The 15360-nt window shown below is 62.8% G+C and carries 15 protein-coding genes; 6 read left to right on the top strand and 9 right to left on the bottom strand.

What is annotated here, in order from left to right:
• Nucleotides 1-99: 99 nt before the first annotated feature.
• Entirely contained in the window at nucleotides 100-3225 is a 3126-nt protein-coding gene (locus B2J69_RS10575; RefSeq protein ID WP_143806273.1) for a beta-galactosidase, read from the top strand.
• Here B2J69_RS10575 and B2J69_RS10570 read toward each other — a convergent pair.
• The gene (locus B2J69_RS10570) at nucleotides 3110-4381 is read right to left on the bottom strand and encodes a multidrug efflux MFS transporter (protein ID WP_081139417.1); all 1272 of its coding nucleotides are present in this window, start codon (nucleotides 4379-4381) and stop codon (nucleotides 3110-3112) included. The two genes, B2J69_RS10575 and B2J69_RS10570, sit on opposite strands and share 116 nt — an antisense overlap.
• 422 nt (nucleotides 4382-4803) lie before the next feature.
• Between B2J69_RS10570 and B2J69_RS10565 the strand changes: the two genes are divergently transcribed.
• A complete protein-coding gene (locus B2J69_RS10565; protein WP_081139228.1) occupies nucleotides 4804-5052 on the top strand; it encodes a biofilm development regulator YmgB/AriR family protein in 249 nt (82 codons plus the stop codon).
• Nucleotides 5053-5195: 143 nt separating this feature from the next.
• Here B2J69_RS10565 and B2J69_RS10560 read toward each other — a convergent pair whose 3' ends face one another.
• Complete coding sequence (locus B2J69_RS10560) at nucleotides 5196-5492, bottom strand: I78 family peptidase inhibitor (protein ID WP_081139225.1); 297 nt, start codon at nucleotides 5490-5492, stop codon at nucleotides 5196-5198.
• 267 nt (nucleotides 5493-5759) lie between these two features.
• The gene (locus tag B2J69_RS10555) at nucleotides 5760-8363 is read right to left on the bottom strand and encodes a bifunctional diguanylate cyclase/phosphodiesterase (RefSeq protein WP_081139222.1); all 2604 of its coding nucleotides are present in this window, start codon (nucleotides 8361-8363) and stop codon (nucleotides 5760-5762) included.
• A 205-nt stretch (nucleotides 8364-8568) separates the two neighbouring features.
• Between B2J69_RS10555 and B2J69_RS10550 the strand changes: the two genes are divergently transcribed.
• The 3 genes from B2J69_RS10550 to B2J69_RS10545 all read left to right on the top strand — a co-directional run bounded on the left by B2J69_RS10550 (nucleotide 8569) and on the right by B2J69_RS10545 (nucleotide 9851).
• Nucleotides 8569-9216, top strand: a complete 648-nt coding sequence (locus B2J69_RS10550; protein ID WP_081139219.1) for a CPBP family intramembrane glutamic endopeptidase — start codon at nucleotides 8569-8571, stop codon at nucleotides 9214-9216.
• 118 nt (nucleotides 9217-9334) lie between these two features.
• Nucleotides 9335-9505: a hypothetical protein gene (locus B2J69_RS24195; protein ID WP_094078501.1), complete on the top strand. Its 171-nt coding sequence runs from the start codon at nucleotides 9335-9337 to the stop codon at nucleotides 9503-9505.
• 109 nt (nucleotides 9506-9614) lie between these two features.
• A complete protein-coding gene (locus tag B2J69_RS10545) occupies nucleotides 9615-9851 on the top strand; it encodes a hypothetical protein (RefSeq protein ID WP_081139216.1) in 237 nt (78 codons plus the stop codon).
• 116 nt (nucleotides 9852-9967) lie between these two features.
• On the opposite strand, the gene yniD is transcribed toward B2J69_RS10545, so the two are convergent.
• The 5 genes from yniD to B2J69_RS10525 form a co-directional block, all read right to left on the bottom strand.
• Entirely contained in the window at nucleotides 9968-10075 is a 108-nt protein-coding gene (yniD, locus tag B2J69_RS24330) for a small membrane protein YniD (protein WP_094078500.1), read from the bottom strand.
• Nucleotides 10076-10190: 115 nt separating this feature from the next.
• A complete protein-coding gene (locus tag B2J69_RS10540; protein ID WP_081139213.1) occupies nucleotides 10191-10619 on the bottom strand; it encodes an OsmC family protein in 429 nt (142 codons plus the stop codon).
• 44 nt (nucleotides 10620-10663) lie between these two features.
• Nucleotides 10664-11851, bottom strand: coding sequence for an FMN-dependent L-lactate dehydrogenase LldD (lldD, locus tag B2J69_RS10535; protein WP_081139210.1), 1188 nt, complete (start codon nucleotides 11849-11851; stop codon nucleotides 10664-10666).
• Between the two features lie 18 nt (nucleotides 11852-11869).
• Entirely contained in the window at nucleotides 11870-12637 is a 768-nt protein-coding gene (lldR, locus tag B2J69_RS10530; RefSeq protein ID WP_081139208.1) for a transcriptional regulator LldR, read from the bottom strand.
• Nucleotides 12638-12867: 230 nt separating this feature from the next.
• Nucleotides 12868-13080 (bottom strand): hypothetical protein, encoded by a 213-nt coding sequence (locus B2J69_RS10525; RefSeq protein ID WP_081139205.1) that lies wholly within the window; start codon nucleotides 13078-13080, stop codon nucleotides 12868-12870.
• Nucleotides 13081-13489: 409 nt separating this feature from the next.
• Here B2J69_RS10525 and dbpA point away from each other — a divergent pair, with 409 nt between their 5' ends.
• Nucleotides 13490-14872, top strand: coding sequence for an ATP-dependent RNA helicase DbpA (gene dbpA, locus B2J69_RS10520; RefSeq protein ID WP_081139416.1), 1383 nt, complete (start codon nucleotides 13490-13492; stop codon nucleotides 14870-14872).
• 82 nt (nucleotides 14873-14954) lie between these two features.
• Here the strand turns inward: dbpA and B2J69_RS10515 are convergent, their stop codons facing one another.
• Nucleotides 14955-15347, bottom strand: a complete 393-nt coding sequence (locus tag B2J69_RS10515; RefSeq protein WP_081139203.1) for a YgiW/YdeI family stress tolerance OB fold protein — start codon at nucleotides 15345-15347, stop codon at nucleotides 14955-14957.
• Between the last annotated feature and the right edge of the window lie 13 nt (nucleotides 15348-15360).

The following is a 15360-nucleotide window of genomic DNA, read 5'->3' as shown; positions in this document are numbered from 1 at the left end:
CGATCGGGGGCGCATAATTCACCGCTGACGCCGCCGATCCTCTTTACAGCAGCTGGCAAAAGCCGCATTGTGAGCGCAATACATTTTGAGGGCGTTTCTATGTCACTGTTGCAGGCTTCACTGAATGAGATTCTTTCCCGCCGCGACTGGAAAAATCCGGTGGTCACCAGCCACCATCGTCTCGACGCGCATCCGCCGTTCGCCAGCTGGCGCAGCGAGGCGGCGGCGCGCGACGAGCAGCCTTCCCCGGCGCTGCGCAGCCTGAACGGCCAGTGGGGCTTTAGCTATTTCAGCCAGCCAGAAGCGGTTCCGCCCAGCTGGCTGCTGCAGGACCTGCCCGACGCCGGCACCATCCCCGTGCCGGCTAACTGGCAGCTGCACGGCTATGACGCCCCCATTTATACCAACGTTCAGTACCCAATCGCGGCAACGCCGCCCGCGGTTCCCGCCGATAACCCGACCGGATGTTACTCGCTCACATTCACTGTTGACGACAGCTGGCTGGCGTCTGGCGAGACGCGGATCATTTTCGACGGCGTCAACTCCGCCTTCCATCTCTGGTGCAACGGCCGCTGGATCGGCTATTCGCAGGACAGCCGCCTGCCCGCCGAGTTCGACCTGACGCCCGCACTGACGCGCGGCGCCAACCGACTGGCGGTGATGGTGCTGCGCTGGAGCGACGGCACCTGGCTGGAAGATCAGGATATGTGGCGCATGAGCGGCATTTTCCGCGACGTGTCGCTGCTGCATAAACCGGCGACGCACCTCGCCGACGTGCAGCTGGAGACGCCGCTCAGCCCCGAGTACCGCAGCGCCGAGCTGGTGGCGCGCGTGCGCATCGCTGCGCCGCAGCCGACGCAGCGTTTGCGGCTGACGCTGTGGCGCGATGGCGCGCGCATTGGCGCCCTCGAACAGCCGCTCGGCAGCGCGATCATCGACGAGCGCGGTCACTATGCGGAACGCGCCGAACTGCGCCTGCCGGTTGACGCGCCCGCGCTCTGGAGCGCCGAAACCCCTGCGCTCTATCGCGCCACGCTGGCGCTGCTCGACGCGCAGGGCGAGGTGGTGGACGTTGAAGCGTATGACGTCGGTTTCCGCCGCGTCGCCATCGAAAACGGCCTGCTCTGTGTGAACGGTCAGCCGCTGCTGATACGCGGCGTCAACCGCCACGAGCATCACCCCGAGAGCGGCCAGGTGGTGGATGAGGCAACGATGCGGCGCGACATCGAACTGATGAAGCAGCATAACTTCAACGCGGTGCGCTGCTCGCACTACCCTAATCATCCGCTCTGGTATCGGCTGTGCGACCGCTATGGCCTCTATGTGGTTGATGAAGCCAATATCGAAACCCACGGCATGCAGCCGATGAGCCGCCTGGCGGACGACCCGCGCTGGTTCGCCGCCTTTAGCGAGCGCGTGACGCGCATGGTGCAGCGCGACCGCAACCACTGTTCCATTATTATCTGGTCGCTGGGCAACGAGTCGGGACACGGCAGCACCCATGACGCGCTCTACCGCTGGGTGAAAAGCGCCGATGCGACGCGTCCGGTGCAGTATGAGGGCGGCGGCGCCAACAGCGCGGCGACCGACATTCTCTGCCCGATGTATGCGCGCGTCGACGAGGATCAGCCCTTCCCCGCCGTGCCGAAATGGTCACTGAAAAAGTGGATCGGCCTGCCTGGCGAAAACCGGCCGCTGATCCTGTGCGAATACGCCCACGCGATGGGCAACAGCTTCGGCGGCTTTGCGAAATACTGGCAGGCGTTTCGCCAGTTTCCGCGCCTGCAGGGCGGCTTTGTCTGGGACTGGGTCGACCAGAGCCTGACGCGCTACGACGACAACGGCGCGCCCTGGCAGGCCTACGGCGGCGATTTCGGCGATAAGCCCAACGATCGTCAGTTCTGCATGAACGGCCTGGTATTTGCCGACCGCACGCCGCATCCGGCGCTGTTTGAAGCGCAGCGCGCGCAGCAGTTCTTTCAGTTCGCGCCGGACGCGGGCGATCCCTGGTGCTTCACCGTCAGCAGCGAGTTCCTGTTCCGCCGCAGCGATAACGAGGTGCTGCGCTGGCGCGTCGAGCAGCAGGGCGAGGTGGTGGCGCAGGGCGAGGTTGCGCTGGATATCGCGCCGCAGGGCGCGCAGCGCATTGTGATCCCGCCGGTGGAGAATCTGACGGGCAGCTGCTGGCTGAACGTCGCTGTGCATCAGCGCGACGCCACAACCTGGTCGGTTGCCGACTGGCGCGTCGCCTGGCATCAGTGGCCGCTGCCCGCCGCGCTGGCGCTGCCGCCGCAGCCAGCCGCCGGCGAGCCGCCGACGCTGGAAGAGGATAGCGAGACTATCGTCATCCGCCATCGCGGCCAGCGCTGGCTGTTTAGCCGTCGCAGCGGCGAGCTGACGCAGTGGATGACAGATGCGCAGGCGATGCTGCTGTCGCCGCTGCAGGACTGCTTTATTCGCGCGCCGCTGGATAACGATATCGGCACCAGCGAAGCGGAGCGCGTCGATGCCAACGCCTGGTCGGAGCGCTGGAAAGCGGCCGGCTACGACGCCCTGACCAGCCGCGTCGAGCAGTTAAGCGCTGAGGCGCTGCCTGACGCGGTCCAGGTCAACGTGCTGCACGGCTGGTATGCGCAAAACAGGCTGGCGTTTCTCAGCCGCAAGCGCTATCGCATCGACGCCCAGGGCGAGATGCAGCTGGAGGTTGAGGTAGAACAGGCCGCCGGTCTGCCCGCGCCCGCGCGCATCGGCCTGCGCTGCCAGCTCACCGCCGCGCCGCAGCAGGTCGCCTGGCTGGGGCTGGGTCCGCACGAGAACTACCCTGACCGCCAGCTGGCGGCGCAGTTTTCGCGCTGGCAGCTGCCGCTCGACGCGCTCTATACGCCCTACGTGTTCCCGAGCGAAAACGGCCTGCGCGGCGCCACCCAGCGGCTGGAGGTGGAAAACTGGCGGATCGGCGGCGACTTTAGCTTTGCGCTGGGCCGCTACAGCCTCGAACAGCTGCGCGCGACCTCGCACCGTCATCTGCTGCGCGCGGAGCCGGGCTGCTGGCTGCATCTGGACGCGGCGCATATGGGCGTCGGCGGCGATGACTCCTGGAGCCCGAGCGTCAGCGCCGAGTTTCTGTTGACTCAGCGTCGCTGGCGCTATGCGCTGCGCTTTTCGGCTGCGGCTCCAGCACCGTGCGCGGACGACGGTAAAACCGCTTCAGCAGCAGCACGTTGATCAGCACCACCAGCGCGGTGGCGAAGAAGACCCAGCGGTAGCCGGTTACGGCCGACACCGCCGCGCCGAGCAGCGGGCCGGCGACGTTGCCGAGATACATAAAGGACTGGTTATAGCCGAAGATGCGGCCGGTGATATTGTCGCGCGAGTGGCGCACCAGCAGCGTCTGCACCGCCGGCATCATCGCGCCGTCGGCAAAGCCGAGCAGAAAGCGCAGCACGCCAAGCTGGGTGGCGCTGGTGACGAACGACATGGCGATCAGCAGCAGCAGCGACACCACCATCGTCGCCAGCAGAATGCGCTGGGTGCCGATGCGGTCGCCCAGCCTGCCGAGACGCGGCGCGGCGATCAGCGCTGAAATACCCGGCAGCGCGGCGATCACCCCGCTGAGAAAGGCGATATTCTCCGCCGTCGGCGCCAGCTCGCGCACAAACAGCGTCAGGATCGGGTTAACCGAGCCGTTGCACATCTGGATCACCATGGTGGTGACGAACAGACAGAGCATCAGCTTCGGATTATCGAGCGAGGCGAACACCTCGCGCCCGCTCAGTTTGTCTTTCTTGCTCACCGGCGTGTAGCCGGTCTCTTTAATCAAAAACAGCGTCACCAGAAAGCTGACCAGCAGCAGCGCGGCGGTGACGATAAACACCATGCGCAGGCCGACCCAGTCCGCCAGCAGACCGCCGAGCATCGGGCCGAGGATCACGCCGCCAATCTGGCCGGTGGAGACGCAGCTCAGCGCCCAGCCGCTGCGGTCGCGCGGCACCTGCGCCGCCACCAGCGCCATGGCGTTGGGAATATAACCGGAGGTTAAGCCCATCAGCGCGCGCAGCAGCAGCAGCTGCCAGGCCTGAGTAACAAACGCCTGCAGCAGGATCACCACCCCCATGCCGAACGCCGCGCGCAGCAGCATCAGCTTGCGCCCTTTGCGATCGGCGAGGCTGCCCCATAGCGGCGCGACGGCGGCCGAAATAACAAAGGTGATGCTGAAGGTCAATCCAGACCAGAGGCTGAGCGCGTCGCCGCCGGAAATGCCCAGCTGTTCGATATAGAGCGGCAGAAAAGGAATGATTTGGCTAATGGCCAGGCCGGTAAAAAAACAGCCGAACCAGACCGAGATAAGATTGATTTTCCAGGGTTCTATTGTGCGTGGCATGAGCAAGCTGGCGATAACAGAGGGAGGCGACAGTGTAGCAACGCCCTTTTGCCGCCGAGCGGCAAAACATGGCACGAAATGAAAAAAACCGTTTTCCGCTGCGCCGCGCGCTTTTTGCTGGCGCATATAGGCTGTTAACGCCTTTTGCCAGTGGATCCTGAGCCGCTTTCAGCGCCGCAGCGAAGGCAGTTCAGCAGAATGTCAGCAGCGATGAAAAAATATGTCAGCCTGTTACTGACAAGTTCTGGCGTCGGTTGTATGTTTAAAAAAACGCCAGTTTTCGCTGACGTCGGTGGGCCGTCCTGGCCACGCTAACGCCTCCGCCGCATCCTGTCGCGAGGTTCACAGTTAACATCACGCTGAGTCTTCACGCTGCGCCCGCGCCTCGTGATCGCTACGCCGTCGCTTTAGCAGAGGTGGTTATGAGAGTTCAAAACAGTGCCAGCCGTGCGATTGTGGACTATTTCAACAGCCCCGCCTGGAATGCTCCGCAGGAGTCCGATCTGCTGGCGGTGATCCTGCGCGAATTAATGGAAGCAGGTCAGCCCGCGACCAATAAAGCGGTGATCGCGCGCGTGATCCAGCGGCTGGAAGTGGAAGGCGATGCGCGTCGGCTGGAAAATTATCGTCAGCTACTGGCGCAATTAATGGAAACGGGCGCGCAGGAATAGGCAAAAAAATTCCCGCCGAAGCGGGAATAAACAAGACGAGCATTGCATATTGAGAGTGACGAGGAAATCTCTGTTATCCACAATCTATCCTCGCTGTCGGCGATGACAGCCGCATGACAATGCGTCGCTTTTTTTATGACGCCTCAGCCGCAGTAAACCTGGGTGATAGTGTCGCTTTTATCCGCGAGGAAGTTCAGGCGGTGCAGATTAAAGTCCATTGTCACCGCGCTGTTCCACGGAATGGCGCGCACCGGCGTGTCGAAATGCAGGCTGCTAACGGCGCTGAGCGGCTTGCCGACATAGCTCTGATACTGCGAGGCGCCGCAGGTGTCGTTTTGCGCATCCGCGCCCGCTGCGGCGGCGTCAGGTTTACCGGCTGACTGGCAGGCAGTTAAGGCCAGCACGCCTAGCGCCAGCAGCGTTTTCCCGTAATGTTTCACGTTGTCTCCTCATAAACGTGGTGAGTTTGCCTCCAAGAGTAGCAAAGCCCGGCGGCGCGCTTCACCCCTTTTGGCCCCTCACCCGCGCGGCCATCCCGTGATAAAGGGCGAACCCGGCCGCATTTTTTAGGATAAATCGCACGTCCTGACTAAAATCCCCGCGCGCAGCCACTAAAATTATTAGGACTTTTCTGAGGAGGAAACGATGGAACTGGCAATTTTTGTGGGCTTTGCCGTTCTGATGACCGCCGTGGCGGTCAAAGTGCGCTAAGCCCGAATCAGTGTGGTATGAGATGTGCTGTCCAGAAGCGCAGCGAAGGCCAGCAGCGGCATCGGGCGCCCTAAAAAGTAGCCCTGACCCTCTTCGCAAGAGAGCCGCTTGAGCTGGTCGAGCTGCGCTTCTGTCTCAATGCCTTCCGCCGTGATCGTCAGTGCAAAGGCGTGCGCCAGCGCGATAATGCCCGCCACCACCGACTCCGCCTGCTGCGATTCGGGAAAATCCTTCATCCATGAGCGATCGATCTTCAGCCCGTTAAACGGGAAGGTCTTCAGGTAGCCGAGCGCCGCATAGCCGGTGCCGAAGTCATCCACCGTCAGCCGCACGCCCAGCGCGCGCAGCCCCTGCATTACCTCCAGCGCCTGCTGCGGATGTTCAAAGGTAACGTTTTCCGTGATCTCCAGCTCCAGCCTGGTTGCCGGCAGTCCGCTGCTCGCCAGCGCGCGCGCCACGCGCTCCACCAGATCGGTGGTGCGAAACTCCACCGGCGAGATATTGACCGACACATAGCGATCCGCGCCCCAGCCGCTGGCGTCGCGGCAGGCGCGCGCCAGCACCCAGTCGCTGATCGCCACGATAAGCCCATTCTCCTCCGCCAGCGGAATAAACCGATCCGGCGGGATCGGCGGACCGCCCGCGGGCTGCCAGCGGATCAACGCCTCCGCGCCCGCCAGCCTGCCGCTTTGCAGCTGATAGCGCGGCTGGTAGTGCAGCGTGAATTCGTCGTCGCGCAGCGCCTGCTCGATGCGCTGCGCCATATCGCGCTTGTGGTCGCGCTGGCTGGCCATATTATTGGCGTACCAGACCCAGCGGTTACGCCCCGCCGCGCGCGCTTCATTCAGAGCGATATCCGACATGCGCAGCAGCGCCTCGGGATGGCTGGCGTCCTGCGGCGCGCAGGCGATGCCGATGCTGGCCGTCAGATAGTGCGCATGCTGGCCGGTGAAAATCGGCTGCTGCACCTCATGCAGCAGTCGGGTGCAGCGGTGCGCCACCGTCTCGGCGTCGCCCTCTTGCAGCACCAGCACGAAATCGTCGCCGCCCAGCCGCGCCGCCAGCTCGTGCGCCCCGACGCCGCGCTGCAGCCGCTGTGCCATCTGATTCAGCACCTGATCGCCCGCCGCGTGGCCCCAGTGATCGTTAAGCGGTTTGAACTGATCGAGATCGAGGCTGACGATCGCCAGCGGCGACGCCAGGTGAGGCGGCTCCAGATGACGCGTCAGGAACTCCTGCAGCTGAATGCGGTTGGAGAGCCCGGTGAGCGCGTCGTGACGCGACAGAAACTGGATGCGCGCCTCTGCCTCCATGCCCTGCGTGATGTCCGACACCGTGCCGCGAAAGCCGGCGCGGCGGCCGTTATGCCAGATGGTTTTCGCCACCAGATGGCCGATGCGCCGTTCGCCCTGCGCGCTGAGAAACTGACAGCGCAGCGGCGCGGAGGAGCTGCTCTCCTCCTGACGCATCAGCCAGGCCACCAGCGAATGGCTGGGATGGGTCAGCAGGCGATCGATATGCTCGCCCGTCCAGTCGGCGATTTGATGGCCGGTGAGACGATGAAAGCGGGAAGAAAGATAGATAAGGCGCCCTTTTTCATCGGTTTCCCAGATCCAGTCCGAGGCGGCCTCGGCCAGATCGCGGAAGCGCGCTTCGCTGTTCGCCAGCTCCTGCTGGCTAACCGTCAGCATTGCGAAGCGACGATCGGAGAGCACGGCGTTATGCAGCGCATGGCGGCTGACGCGGCGCGTAATCCAGCCGGTCAGCAGCGCCATCGCCGCCAGAATCGGCAGCAGCAGCGCCAGCAGGCGCGAACCGGGATCCTTCGCCTGCCAGCGCAGCACCACCGACGCGCCCTCCCTCACCCCCAGCGTCATGCGCGGCTGCTGCAGGGCGTCGCGGGTATCCAGCGCGGCGCGCGGCGCACGCACGTCGAGCATCTTGCCCAGCGCGTCGAGTTTGGCGGGAGTGAAGAGGTTAACGAACACCAGCACCGACGGCGGCCCCGGCACGTCGGGCAGGCCCGGCACCTTGCCCATCGAGATGGGCGCCGCCACCACGATGGCCGGCTGCCGCTGGATCTCGGCGTTGCGCGCCAGCGCCGCGTTGTCGAGCCGGCGCGCGTCGCGCAGCAGCGCGGCGCTCTGCGCGCCGAGCCAGGCCTCCAGCGGCAGGTCAGCGCGTTTGCCGTCGATCACCGCGTAGCGCGTGCGGCCGGCGCCATCCACCACGAACACCCCTTCGTAGTGATACTCCTTATAGAGGCCCGGTCCCAGATTCTCCTCCTCCCAGGCCCAGCGCGTGTTCAGCGTGACGTGCAGGTTGCGCCACGCCTCGCCCCAGAAGGCGTAGTCGCGCACGTCCGTCAGCATGGTATCCTGACGCGCCTGCCATGCCTGGCTCAGCAGCTGGCGATCGTGCGCCGTGGCGTCGCGATCCTGTCTCAGGGCGATGGCGATCACCATCAGCACAGAGAGCAGCAGCACGCCCGCCAGCAGCAGCGAAAAAATACGCAGGCTGCGGCGCGTCGTGCGCAGCGTGCGATGTTCAGCCGCCAGCGTAAACGGACGCGACGGCGATTCCGGTGGAACAAAAGTCATCAGGGGGCGCTCACAGCAAAGCGGTAAAATGCGTTCGGGCGGCCTGGCGCCGACGACCGAAACGGGTTTAAGCCGTTATCGGCGCGCGGCGGCGCGGTTTTAGCCTGAAGGCGGAATTTCCTGCGCTAAGTTTGTACGCGTGCCTCCCTCGACAGGGATCGGGCGCGTTGCTACTATGCGCTTTCCTTCAATGGCTGGGCCGTCTATGAACACCAATCCCGACAGAGTAACGTTGACGCTGTTCTACGTCGGCAGCTTTGTGGTCTATTACCTCGTGACGATGCTGATTACGCTGTTTCCCAACTACAGCGTGCTGCGTAACGACGGTCTTCTGGTGCCGGTGCTCTGTTTGTTTGAATTCGCGGTGATCTACCCGCTCTACCGTTTCTACTGCCAGCGTCGCAACGATTTGCCGCTGGGCGAGCTGCGTATTCGCCAGACGCTGCTGTTTATCCTCGTGCTGTTTGTGCTGATGGCGGCGCAGACGCAGTTTTTACAGCCGGAAGGCTGGCTGGTGGAGCAGGCGCAGCAGGGGCGCAATTCGATGCTGATCCTGCTGCTGACCGCCGTGCTGCTGGCGCCGGTGTTTGAAGAGGTGCTGTTTCGCGGATTTCTGCTGCAGGCGTTTTTGCTGTGGGCGCCGCGCAGCCGCTTCGCCTGTATGCTGCTGACGTCGCTGCTGTTCGCGGTGATGCACACCCAGTATGTGCACTGGGAAACCCTGCTGGCGCTGACGCTTTTTTCCCTGCTGCTCTGCTATGCGCGCCTGCGCAGCAATAGTCTGGCGCTGCCGATTTTCCTGCATACGCTCAACAATCTGATCGCCCTGCTGCCCGCCTGGTTTTTCTCCTGAGGTGATTTACCGCTCGGGCTGATAACGCCGCGCCGACACCTTTGTCTATACTGGATCGTTAAAAAGGACCATAAGCATCACAGTCCGTGCCAACGAGACCGTGTAAAGGAGTCGAGCCATGTTGATTGGATTTGTGTTGTTAGTGAGCGCCTGCGGCCATGATGCCTGTGATGCCCTGCCGGTGTCGGAGCGGATTTACCCGACCAAAGCGGCCTGCGAAACCATGGCGGATCGTATTCATAAAGTCCGGCCTGGCGTGGTGTTGCTGTGCGGCGAAGTCCATCGTTAATCAGACCTGTTAACGCTGTTGTGTGAAAAAGAGGCGGTTCAGACGTTGCAGCCGACGCCATCAGCGTTCAAAATATAAGCTGTTTTAAACTATTATCGTTGTGATCCCCATGAAAACACCACGCCCCCGTCGTCCGACTGGACGCTGGGTTTATTATTTGTTGTATGACGGCATTCTCTGGCCCTGCCCGGTGCGCTGGGAGTGGGAGAGCGGCTACGGCGGCTGGCTGCCGTTTTACTATTCGCCGACCTTTGAATTTGTCGCCGGCGATCCGGGCAAGGCGTACCGCATCGCCCGCAGCGACGTGCGCGCTAAACGGCGCGAGCAGGAGCGTGAGTATGTGTAAGGCGCTTCAGTGAGCGACCCAGGGCAGCCAGGAGGCGGTCAGCAGAAAGTGGATCAGCTCCAGCGCCAGCACCACCATCACTAATACGCCCAGCTTGTGGCGGCAAATCCACGCCTTCAGGCCCATATCATCGCTGCCCAGCGGATCAGCATCAACGCGCCGCAAATAAGGAGCAGCACCAGCACCATTTTCCAGTGTCGTTTTGCCGGCAGATATTTCGCCACGCTTACCCTCCTTCCGCAGAAAGAAAAGATGCGCCCCAGGGCGCATCCAGTGCGGTTCGCACGAACCGATATCAGCCAGCATAGCGCGGTCGCCGCGTCAGGGCGACCTGCTGGATCAATTATTCAGGGTATAGTCGAGCGTGATCTCGGCGTTCAGCACCTGAGAGACCGGACAGCCCGCTTTCGCCTTCTGAATAATGTCGTCAAAGGCAGCGCTGTCGATGCCTGGCAGGCTGATGGTGCTGGTCAGCGCCACTTTAGTGATGGCGAAGCCCTCGCCTTTTTTGTCCAGCGAAACGTCGGCCGTGGTGTCGATGCTCTCTGGCTTATGGCCGGCATTGCCCAGCATCAGCGACAGCGCCATCGAGAAACAGGCTGCGTGCGCCGCGCCGATCAGCTCTTCCGGGTTGGTGCCCTTTGCGCCTTCGAAGCGGGTGTTGAAGCCGTAAGGGGTCTGGCTCAGCACGCCGCTCTCGGTGCTGACGCTGCCTTTACCTTTGATATCGCCTTCCCAGTGCGCCGATCCTTTCTTGTGAATAGTCATTGCATTCCTCCTGTTGATGGACAGTGAGTAAGTATAGACAAGGCTCAGCTAACGGCACGCGGACGCGGCGCGTCTGCTGCGCTATTGAACAACGCGCCGGCCTCCACCAGCGAACTGCGCGTGATATCGCTGATGCTGTTGGCCCCGGTCAGGGTCATCGCCACGCGCATCTCTTTTTCAATCAGCGAGAGCAGATTTTCCACGCCGCGCTGGCCGTGCGTCGCCAGCGCGTAGAGGTAAGCGCGGCCAAGCAGCACGCTGTCAGCCCCGAGCGCGATCATGCGCACCACGTCCAGCCCGTTGCGAATGCCGCTGTCGGCGAGGATCGCGATATCCCCTTTCACCGCATCGGCGATGGCGGGCAGCGCGCGCGCTGAGGAGAGCACGCCGTCCAGCTGGCGGCCGCCGTGGTTCGACACCACGATGCCGTCCGCGCCGAAACGCACCGCGTCGCGCGCGTCCTCAGGGTCGAGGATCCCCTTGATCACCATCGGGCCGTCCCAGAACTCGCGGATCCACTCCAGATCGCGCCAGGCGATAGCGGGATCGAAATTCTTCGCCAGCCAGCCGATGTAATCCTCCAGCCCGGTGGGTTTACCGAGATAGGTGGAGATATTGCCGAGGTCGTGCGGGCGACCGTGCAGGCCGACGTCCCACGCCCACTGCGGATGCGTCGCCGCCTGCCAGTAGCGGCGCAGCGCGGCGTGCTGACCGCTCATGCCGGAGTGCGCGTCGCGGTAGCGCGCGCCGGGCGTCGGCATATCGACGGTAAACACCAGCGTCGAGCAGCCGGCGGCTTTGGCGCGCTCCAGCGCGTTGCGCATAAAGCCGCGATCGCGCAGCACGTAGAGCTGAAACCACATCGGGCGGTTAATCGCCGGCGCTACCTCTTCAATCGGACAGACAGAGACCGTCGAGAGGGTAAAGGGAATGCCCTTTAGCGCCGCCGCGCGCGCCGCCTGCACCTCGCCGCGTCGCGCGTACATGCCGCACAGGCCGACCGGCGCCAGCGCCACCGGCATCGCCAGCGTCTCGTCGAACAGCCGGGTTTGCAGGCTCAGCTCGGACATATTCTTCAACACGCGCTGGCGCAGCGCCACGTCGGCGAGATCCTCGACGTTGCGCCGCAGCGTACGCTCGCTGTAGGCGCCGCCGTCGATGTAGTGAAAAAGAAACGGCGGCAGGATACGCTGCGCGGCGGCGCGATAATCGGAGGCGGAGGAGATAATCACAGGTCGGTTTCCTTGCGGTTAAAGAGAGTCATCGCCTGGCAGACGCGTGCTGCGCGCCTGGCGCGCCTCGTCTTCATGCAGGCTTTTCAGGGTGGCGTGAACAAAGCCGAGATGCTCCATCACCGTGCGCCGCGCCGTTTCCGCCTCGCCGGCGAGAATGGCGTCGAGCAGACGCTGATGCTGTTCGGTGAGACGGGCGAAAATGGTCGGCTGGCTGTACATGCGCTGTCGGCTCTGCAGCACCGAGGACTGCAGCAGTTCGAAGAAGCCGCGCATGGTCTGCAGCAGCACCAGGTTGTGCGACGCCTCGGCGATGGCGAGATGAAAGCGCACGTCAGCCTGCGCGGCGAGGTCGGGATCGTCACGCTCCGTCAGCTTCAGCGTGGCGTCAAAGGCGAGCCGCAGCCGCTCTTTGTCCGCCTCGGTGGCGCGCTGCGCCGCGTACCAGGCGGTGCTCGCCTCTATCGCATGCCGCGCTTCGAGGATGTCGTAGCGGTAGTCGGGATCGTCCTGCAGCAGCTGGCGCACCGGCGCGACGATGCGCTGTTCCGCCCAGGGCGCCAGCTGCTGACGCAGCCAGGTGCCGCCGCCGCGCCGGCTGATCAGCAGGCCGCTGCTCGCCAGCTGCTGCAGCGCCTCGCGCAGCGACGAGCGCGACACGCCCAGCTCGGCGGCGAGCTGGCGCTCGGCGGGCAGCTTCATGCCGGGCGTCAGCTTGTGCTGGTCTATATAGCGTCGCAGCCGCACCACCAGGTGCTCGGCCGCAGACGCGGTGGGATCGATCATGGCGCCATCCAGAAGCGGTTGGCCTGTTTTGGTCTGACCAGACAGGCAAGTAAAGTCGGTATGGGGTTAAAGAGTTAATGATTTGTTATGGAGAGACAACCGCACGGCGGGAATTTTTGCGCTTCTGTGAGATACGCTGAAGAGCGCGCCTTGATTGGTAGGACCAATCCAGCATGCGGCGCCCATAAAAAAGCCTCCAGAAGGAGGCTTGGTGAAACCGGGCAGCAGCATTACGCGCTCTTCGCCAGCTTTTCCGCCGTCATCATCTCCATCGCCAGCGCAAACAACGGCTGCTGGTTCTGTTCTGCGTTTTCGGCGTAGCAGCCGATCATTGAGACAACCTTGTCAGCAGATAAGCTTTCACCGTGGACATGCAGCGTTAAGACTGCGCGGCCAACGATTTTCAGCACATCTTCATGTGATCCCTGGGCAATATTACTCAATGGAAAACCCTCAAACTGTCGTTGTAATAGAAGTATGGCGCGCTAAATATAAAGCAATTAACGTGATTATTTTATCGGCTGCATGTGTGAGATTTTTTAATGGTTAATTGTTTTGCTGGAGGAGAAAAAAAGGAATTATCTGATACTAAAAGAGATTAACTTTACCTGACGGCTATTTATCCAGCTATCGCTGGCCCTTATTCAGGTAGGTAAACTGCACGAAAAGTCCGCTCGGGGATGAAAACATTAAAAGATAACATCCATTCTCATGCATCTTCGGGTTATTCCTAATCGCCTGCGGCGCGAAGCTTTCGTTCAGGTAACCCTTTTCCGCGGTTGCCGCGCGACGCGCATTCTGCCAGACTTGCCGCGCGTTTTTTCTACCACCTTTTTGCCGCCGAGGCCGCCCGTGACCGCATTTACCACCCTTACCGATCTTCCCGCCAGCCAAATCGCCAACCTGAACGATATGGGTTACACCGAGATGACCCCTGTTCAGGCCGCCACGCTGCCCGCGATCCTGGCGCGCCGCGACGTGCGGGCGCAGGCTAAAACCGGCAGCGGCAAAACGGCGGCGTTCGGCATCGGCCTGCTGCAGCATATCGACAGCACCCGCTTCGTCACGCAGGCGCTGGTGCTCTGCCCGACGCGCGAGCTGGCGGATCAGGTCAGCAACGTGCTGCGTCAGCTGGCGCGCTTTACCCGCAATATTAAAATCCTCACCCTGTGCGGCGGCCAGCCCATCAGCGCGCAGCGCGACTCGCTGGTTCATGCGCCGCATATCGTGGTCGGCACGCCCGGCCGCATCCTCGATCACCTGCAGCGCGAAACCCTGAAGCTCGATCAGCTTGCCACGCTGGTGCTCGACGAGGCGGATCGCATGCTGGAGATGGGCTTCCGCGACGATATGGAAGCGGTGGCGGCGCGCACGCCCGCCAGCCGCCAGACGCTGCTCTTCTCCGCCACCTGGCCCGAGAGCATTGCGTCGCTCAGCGCGCGCTTTCAGCGCGACGCGCTGCATGTCGCCACGGAAGAGGTCAGCGAGCTGCCGGCTATCGAACAAGAATTTATCGAGGCGAGCCCGAAGGAAAAGCTGCCGCTGCTGCAGGCGCTGCTGGCGCAGCGTCAGCCCGCCTCCTGCGTGGTGTTCTGCAACACCAAACGCGAATGCGACGATGTCGCCGCCGCGCTCAACCAGCAGGATATCAGCGCGCTGGCGCTGCATGGCGACCTTGAGCAGCGCGATCGCGAACGCGTGCTGATCCGCTTCGCCAACGGCAGCGGACGCGTGCTGGTGGCAACCGACGTGGCGGCGCGCGGGCTGGATATCAAAGCGCTGGCGATGGTGGTCAACTACCAGCTGGCGTGGGATCCGGAAGTGCACGTGCACCGCATCGGCCGCACCGGCCGCGCGGGCGAACAGGGCAGCGCGGTCAGCCTGGTGGCACCAGATGAGATGGCGCGCGCCCATGCGCTGGAGGATTTCCTGCAGCAGCCGCTCAACTGGCTGGCGGCAAGCATCCTGAAAAAAGGGGCACGGCAGCCGCTGCCGGCGGCGATGATGACCCTCTGCATCGACGGCGGACGCAAAGCGAAGATACGTCCCGGCGATATTCTCGGCGCCCTTACCGGCGAAGCGGGTATGCGCGCCGACCAGATTGGTAAAATCGATATCACCCCCAGCCATGCGTACGTTGCCGTCGCGGCAGGCGAAGCCAAAGCGACGCTGGTGAAGCTGAAGCAGGGCAAAATTAAGGGCAAAAGCGTACGCGCGATCCTGCTGAAGGATTAAGCGGCAGGCGGATCAGGTGACAAAACGGCCCGCGCCGGAGAGGCGCGGGCCGCAAGAGAAAAGCGTCTGCGATCGCTGCCGGTTACGGCTCGTCAATCTGCGTCACGTGCAGCACCGTTTTGTCGCCTTTACCGTGCACGCGGCCGCTGACGCGCACCTGCTCGTCCGCTTTATAGGTTTTGCCGCCAAAGGTTTTGGTCGGCGCGATAATGGTGATGGTGCCGGTGCTGTCGCGGAACTGATAGTTATCGCCCTGCTCTTTCTTCAGAATATAGCCTTCAAGCGTCACGTAACCGTCCTGACGAAAATCGCGGATCTGGTTGATATGGGTCTGTCCGGTGTCTTCCGACCCTTTATAGCCGGCGTCCTGTTTTTTCTGCGGCGGCGGCGTGGCGCCCGCTTCAAAACCGCCCTTTTCAGCCAGCGCCGGCAGGCTCAACAACGCTAACAGCGTAAACGTCATGACTTTTTTCATGGTGCGCTCCTTT

Source organism: Pantoea latae, assembly GCF_002077695.1.
In the GTDB taxonomy this organism is placed as follows: domain Bacteria; phylum Pseudomonadota; class Gammaproteobacteria; order Enterobacterales; family Enterobacteriaceae; genus Pantoea; species Pantoea latae.
The sequence above is the reverse complement of the archived record's forward strand: the minus strand, read 5'-3'. Positions and strand labels throughout refer to the sequence as shown.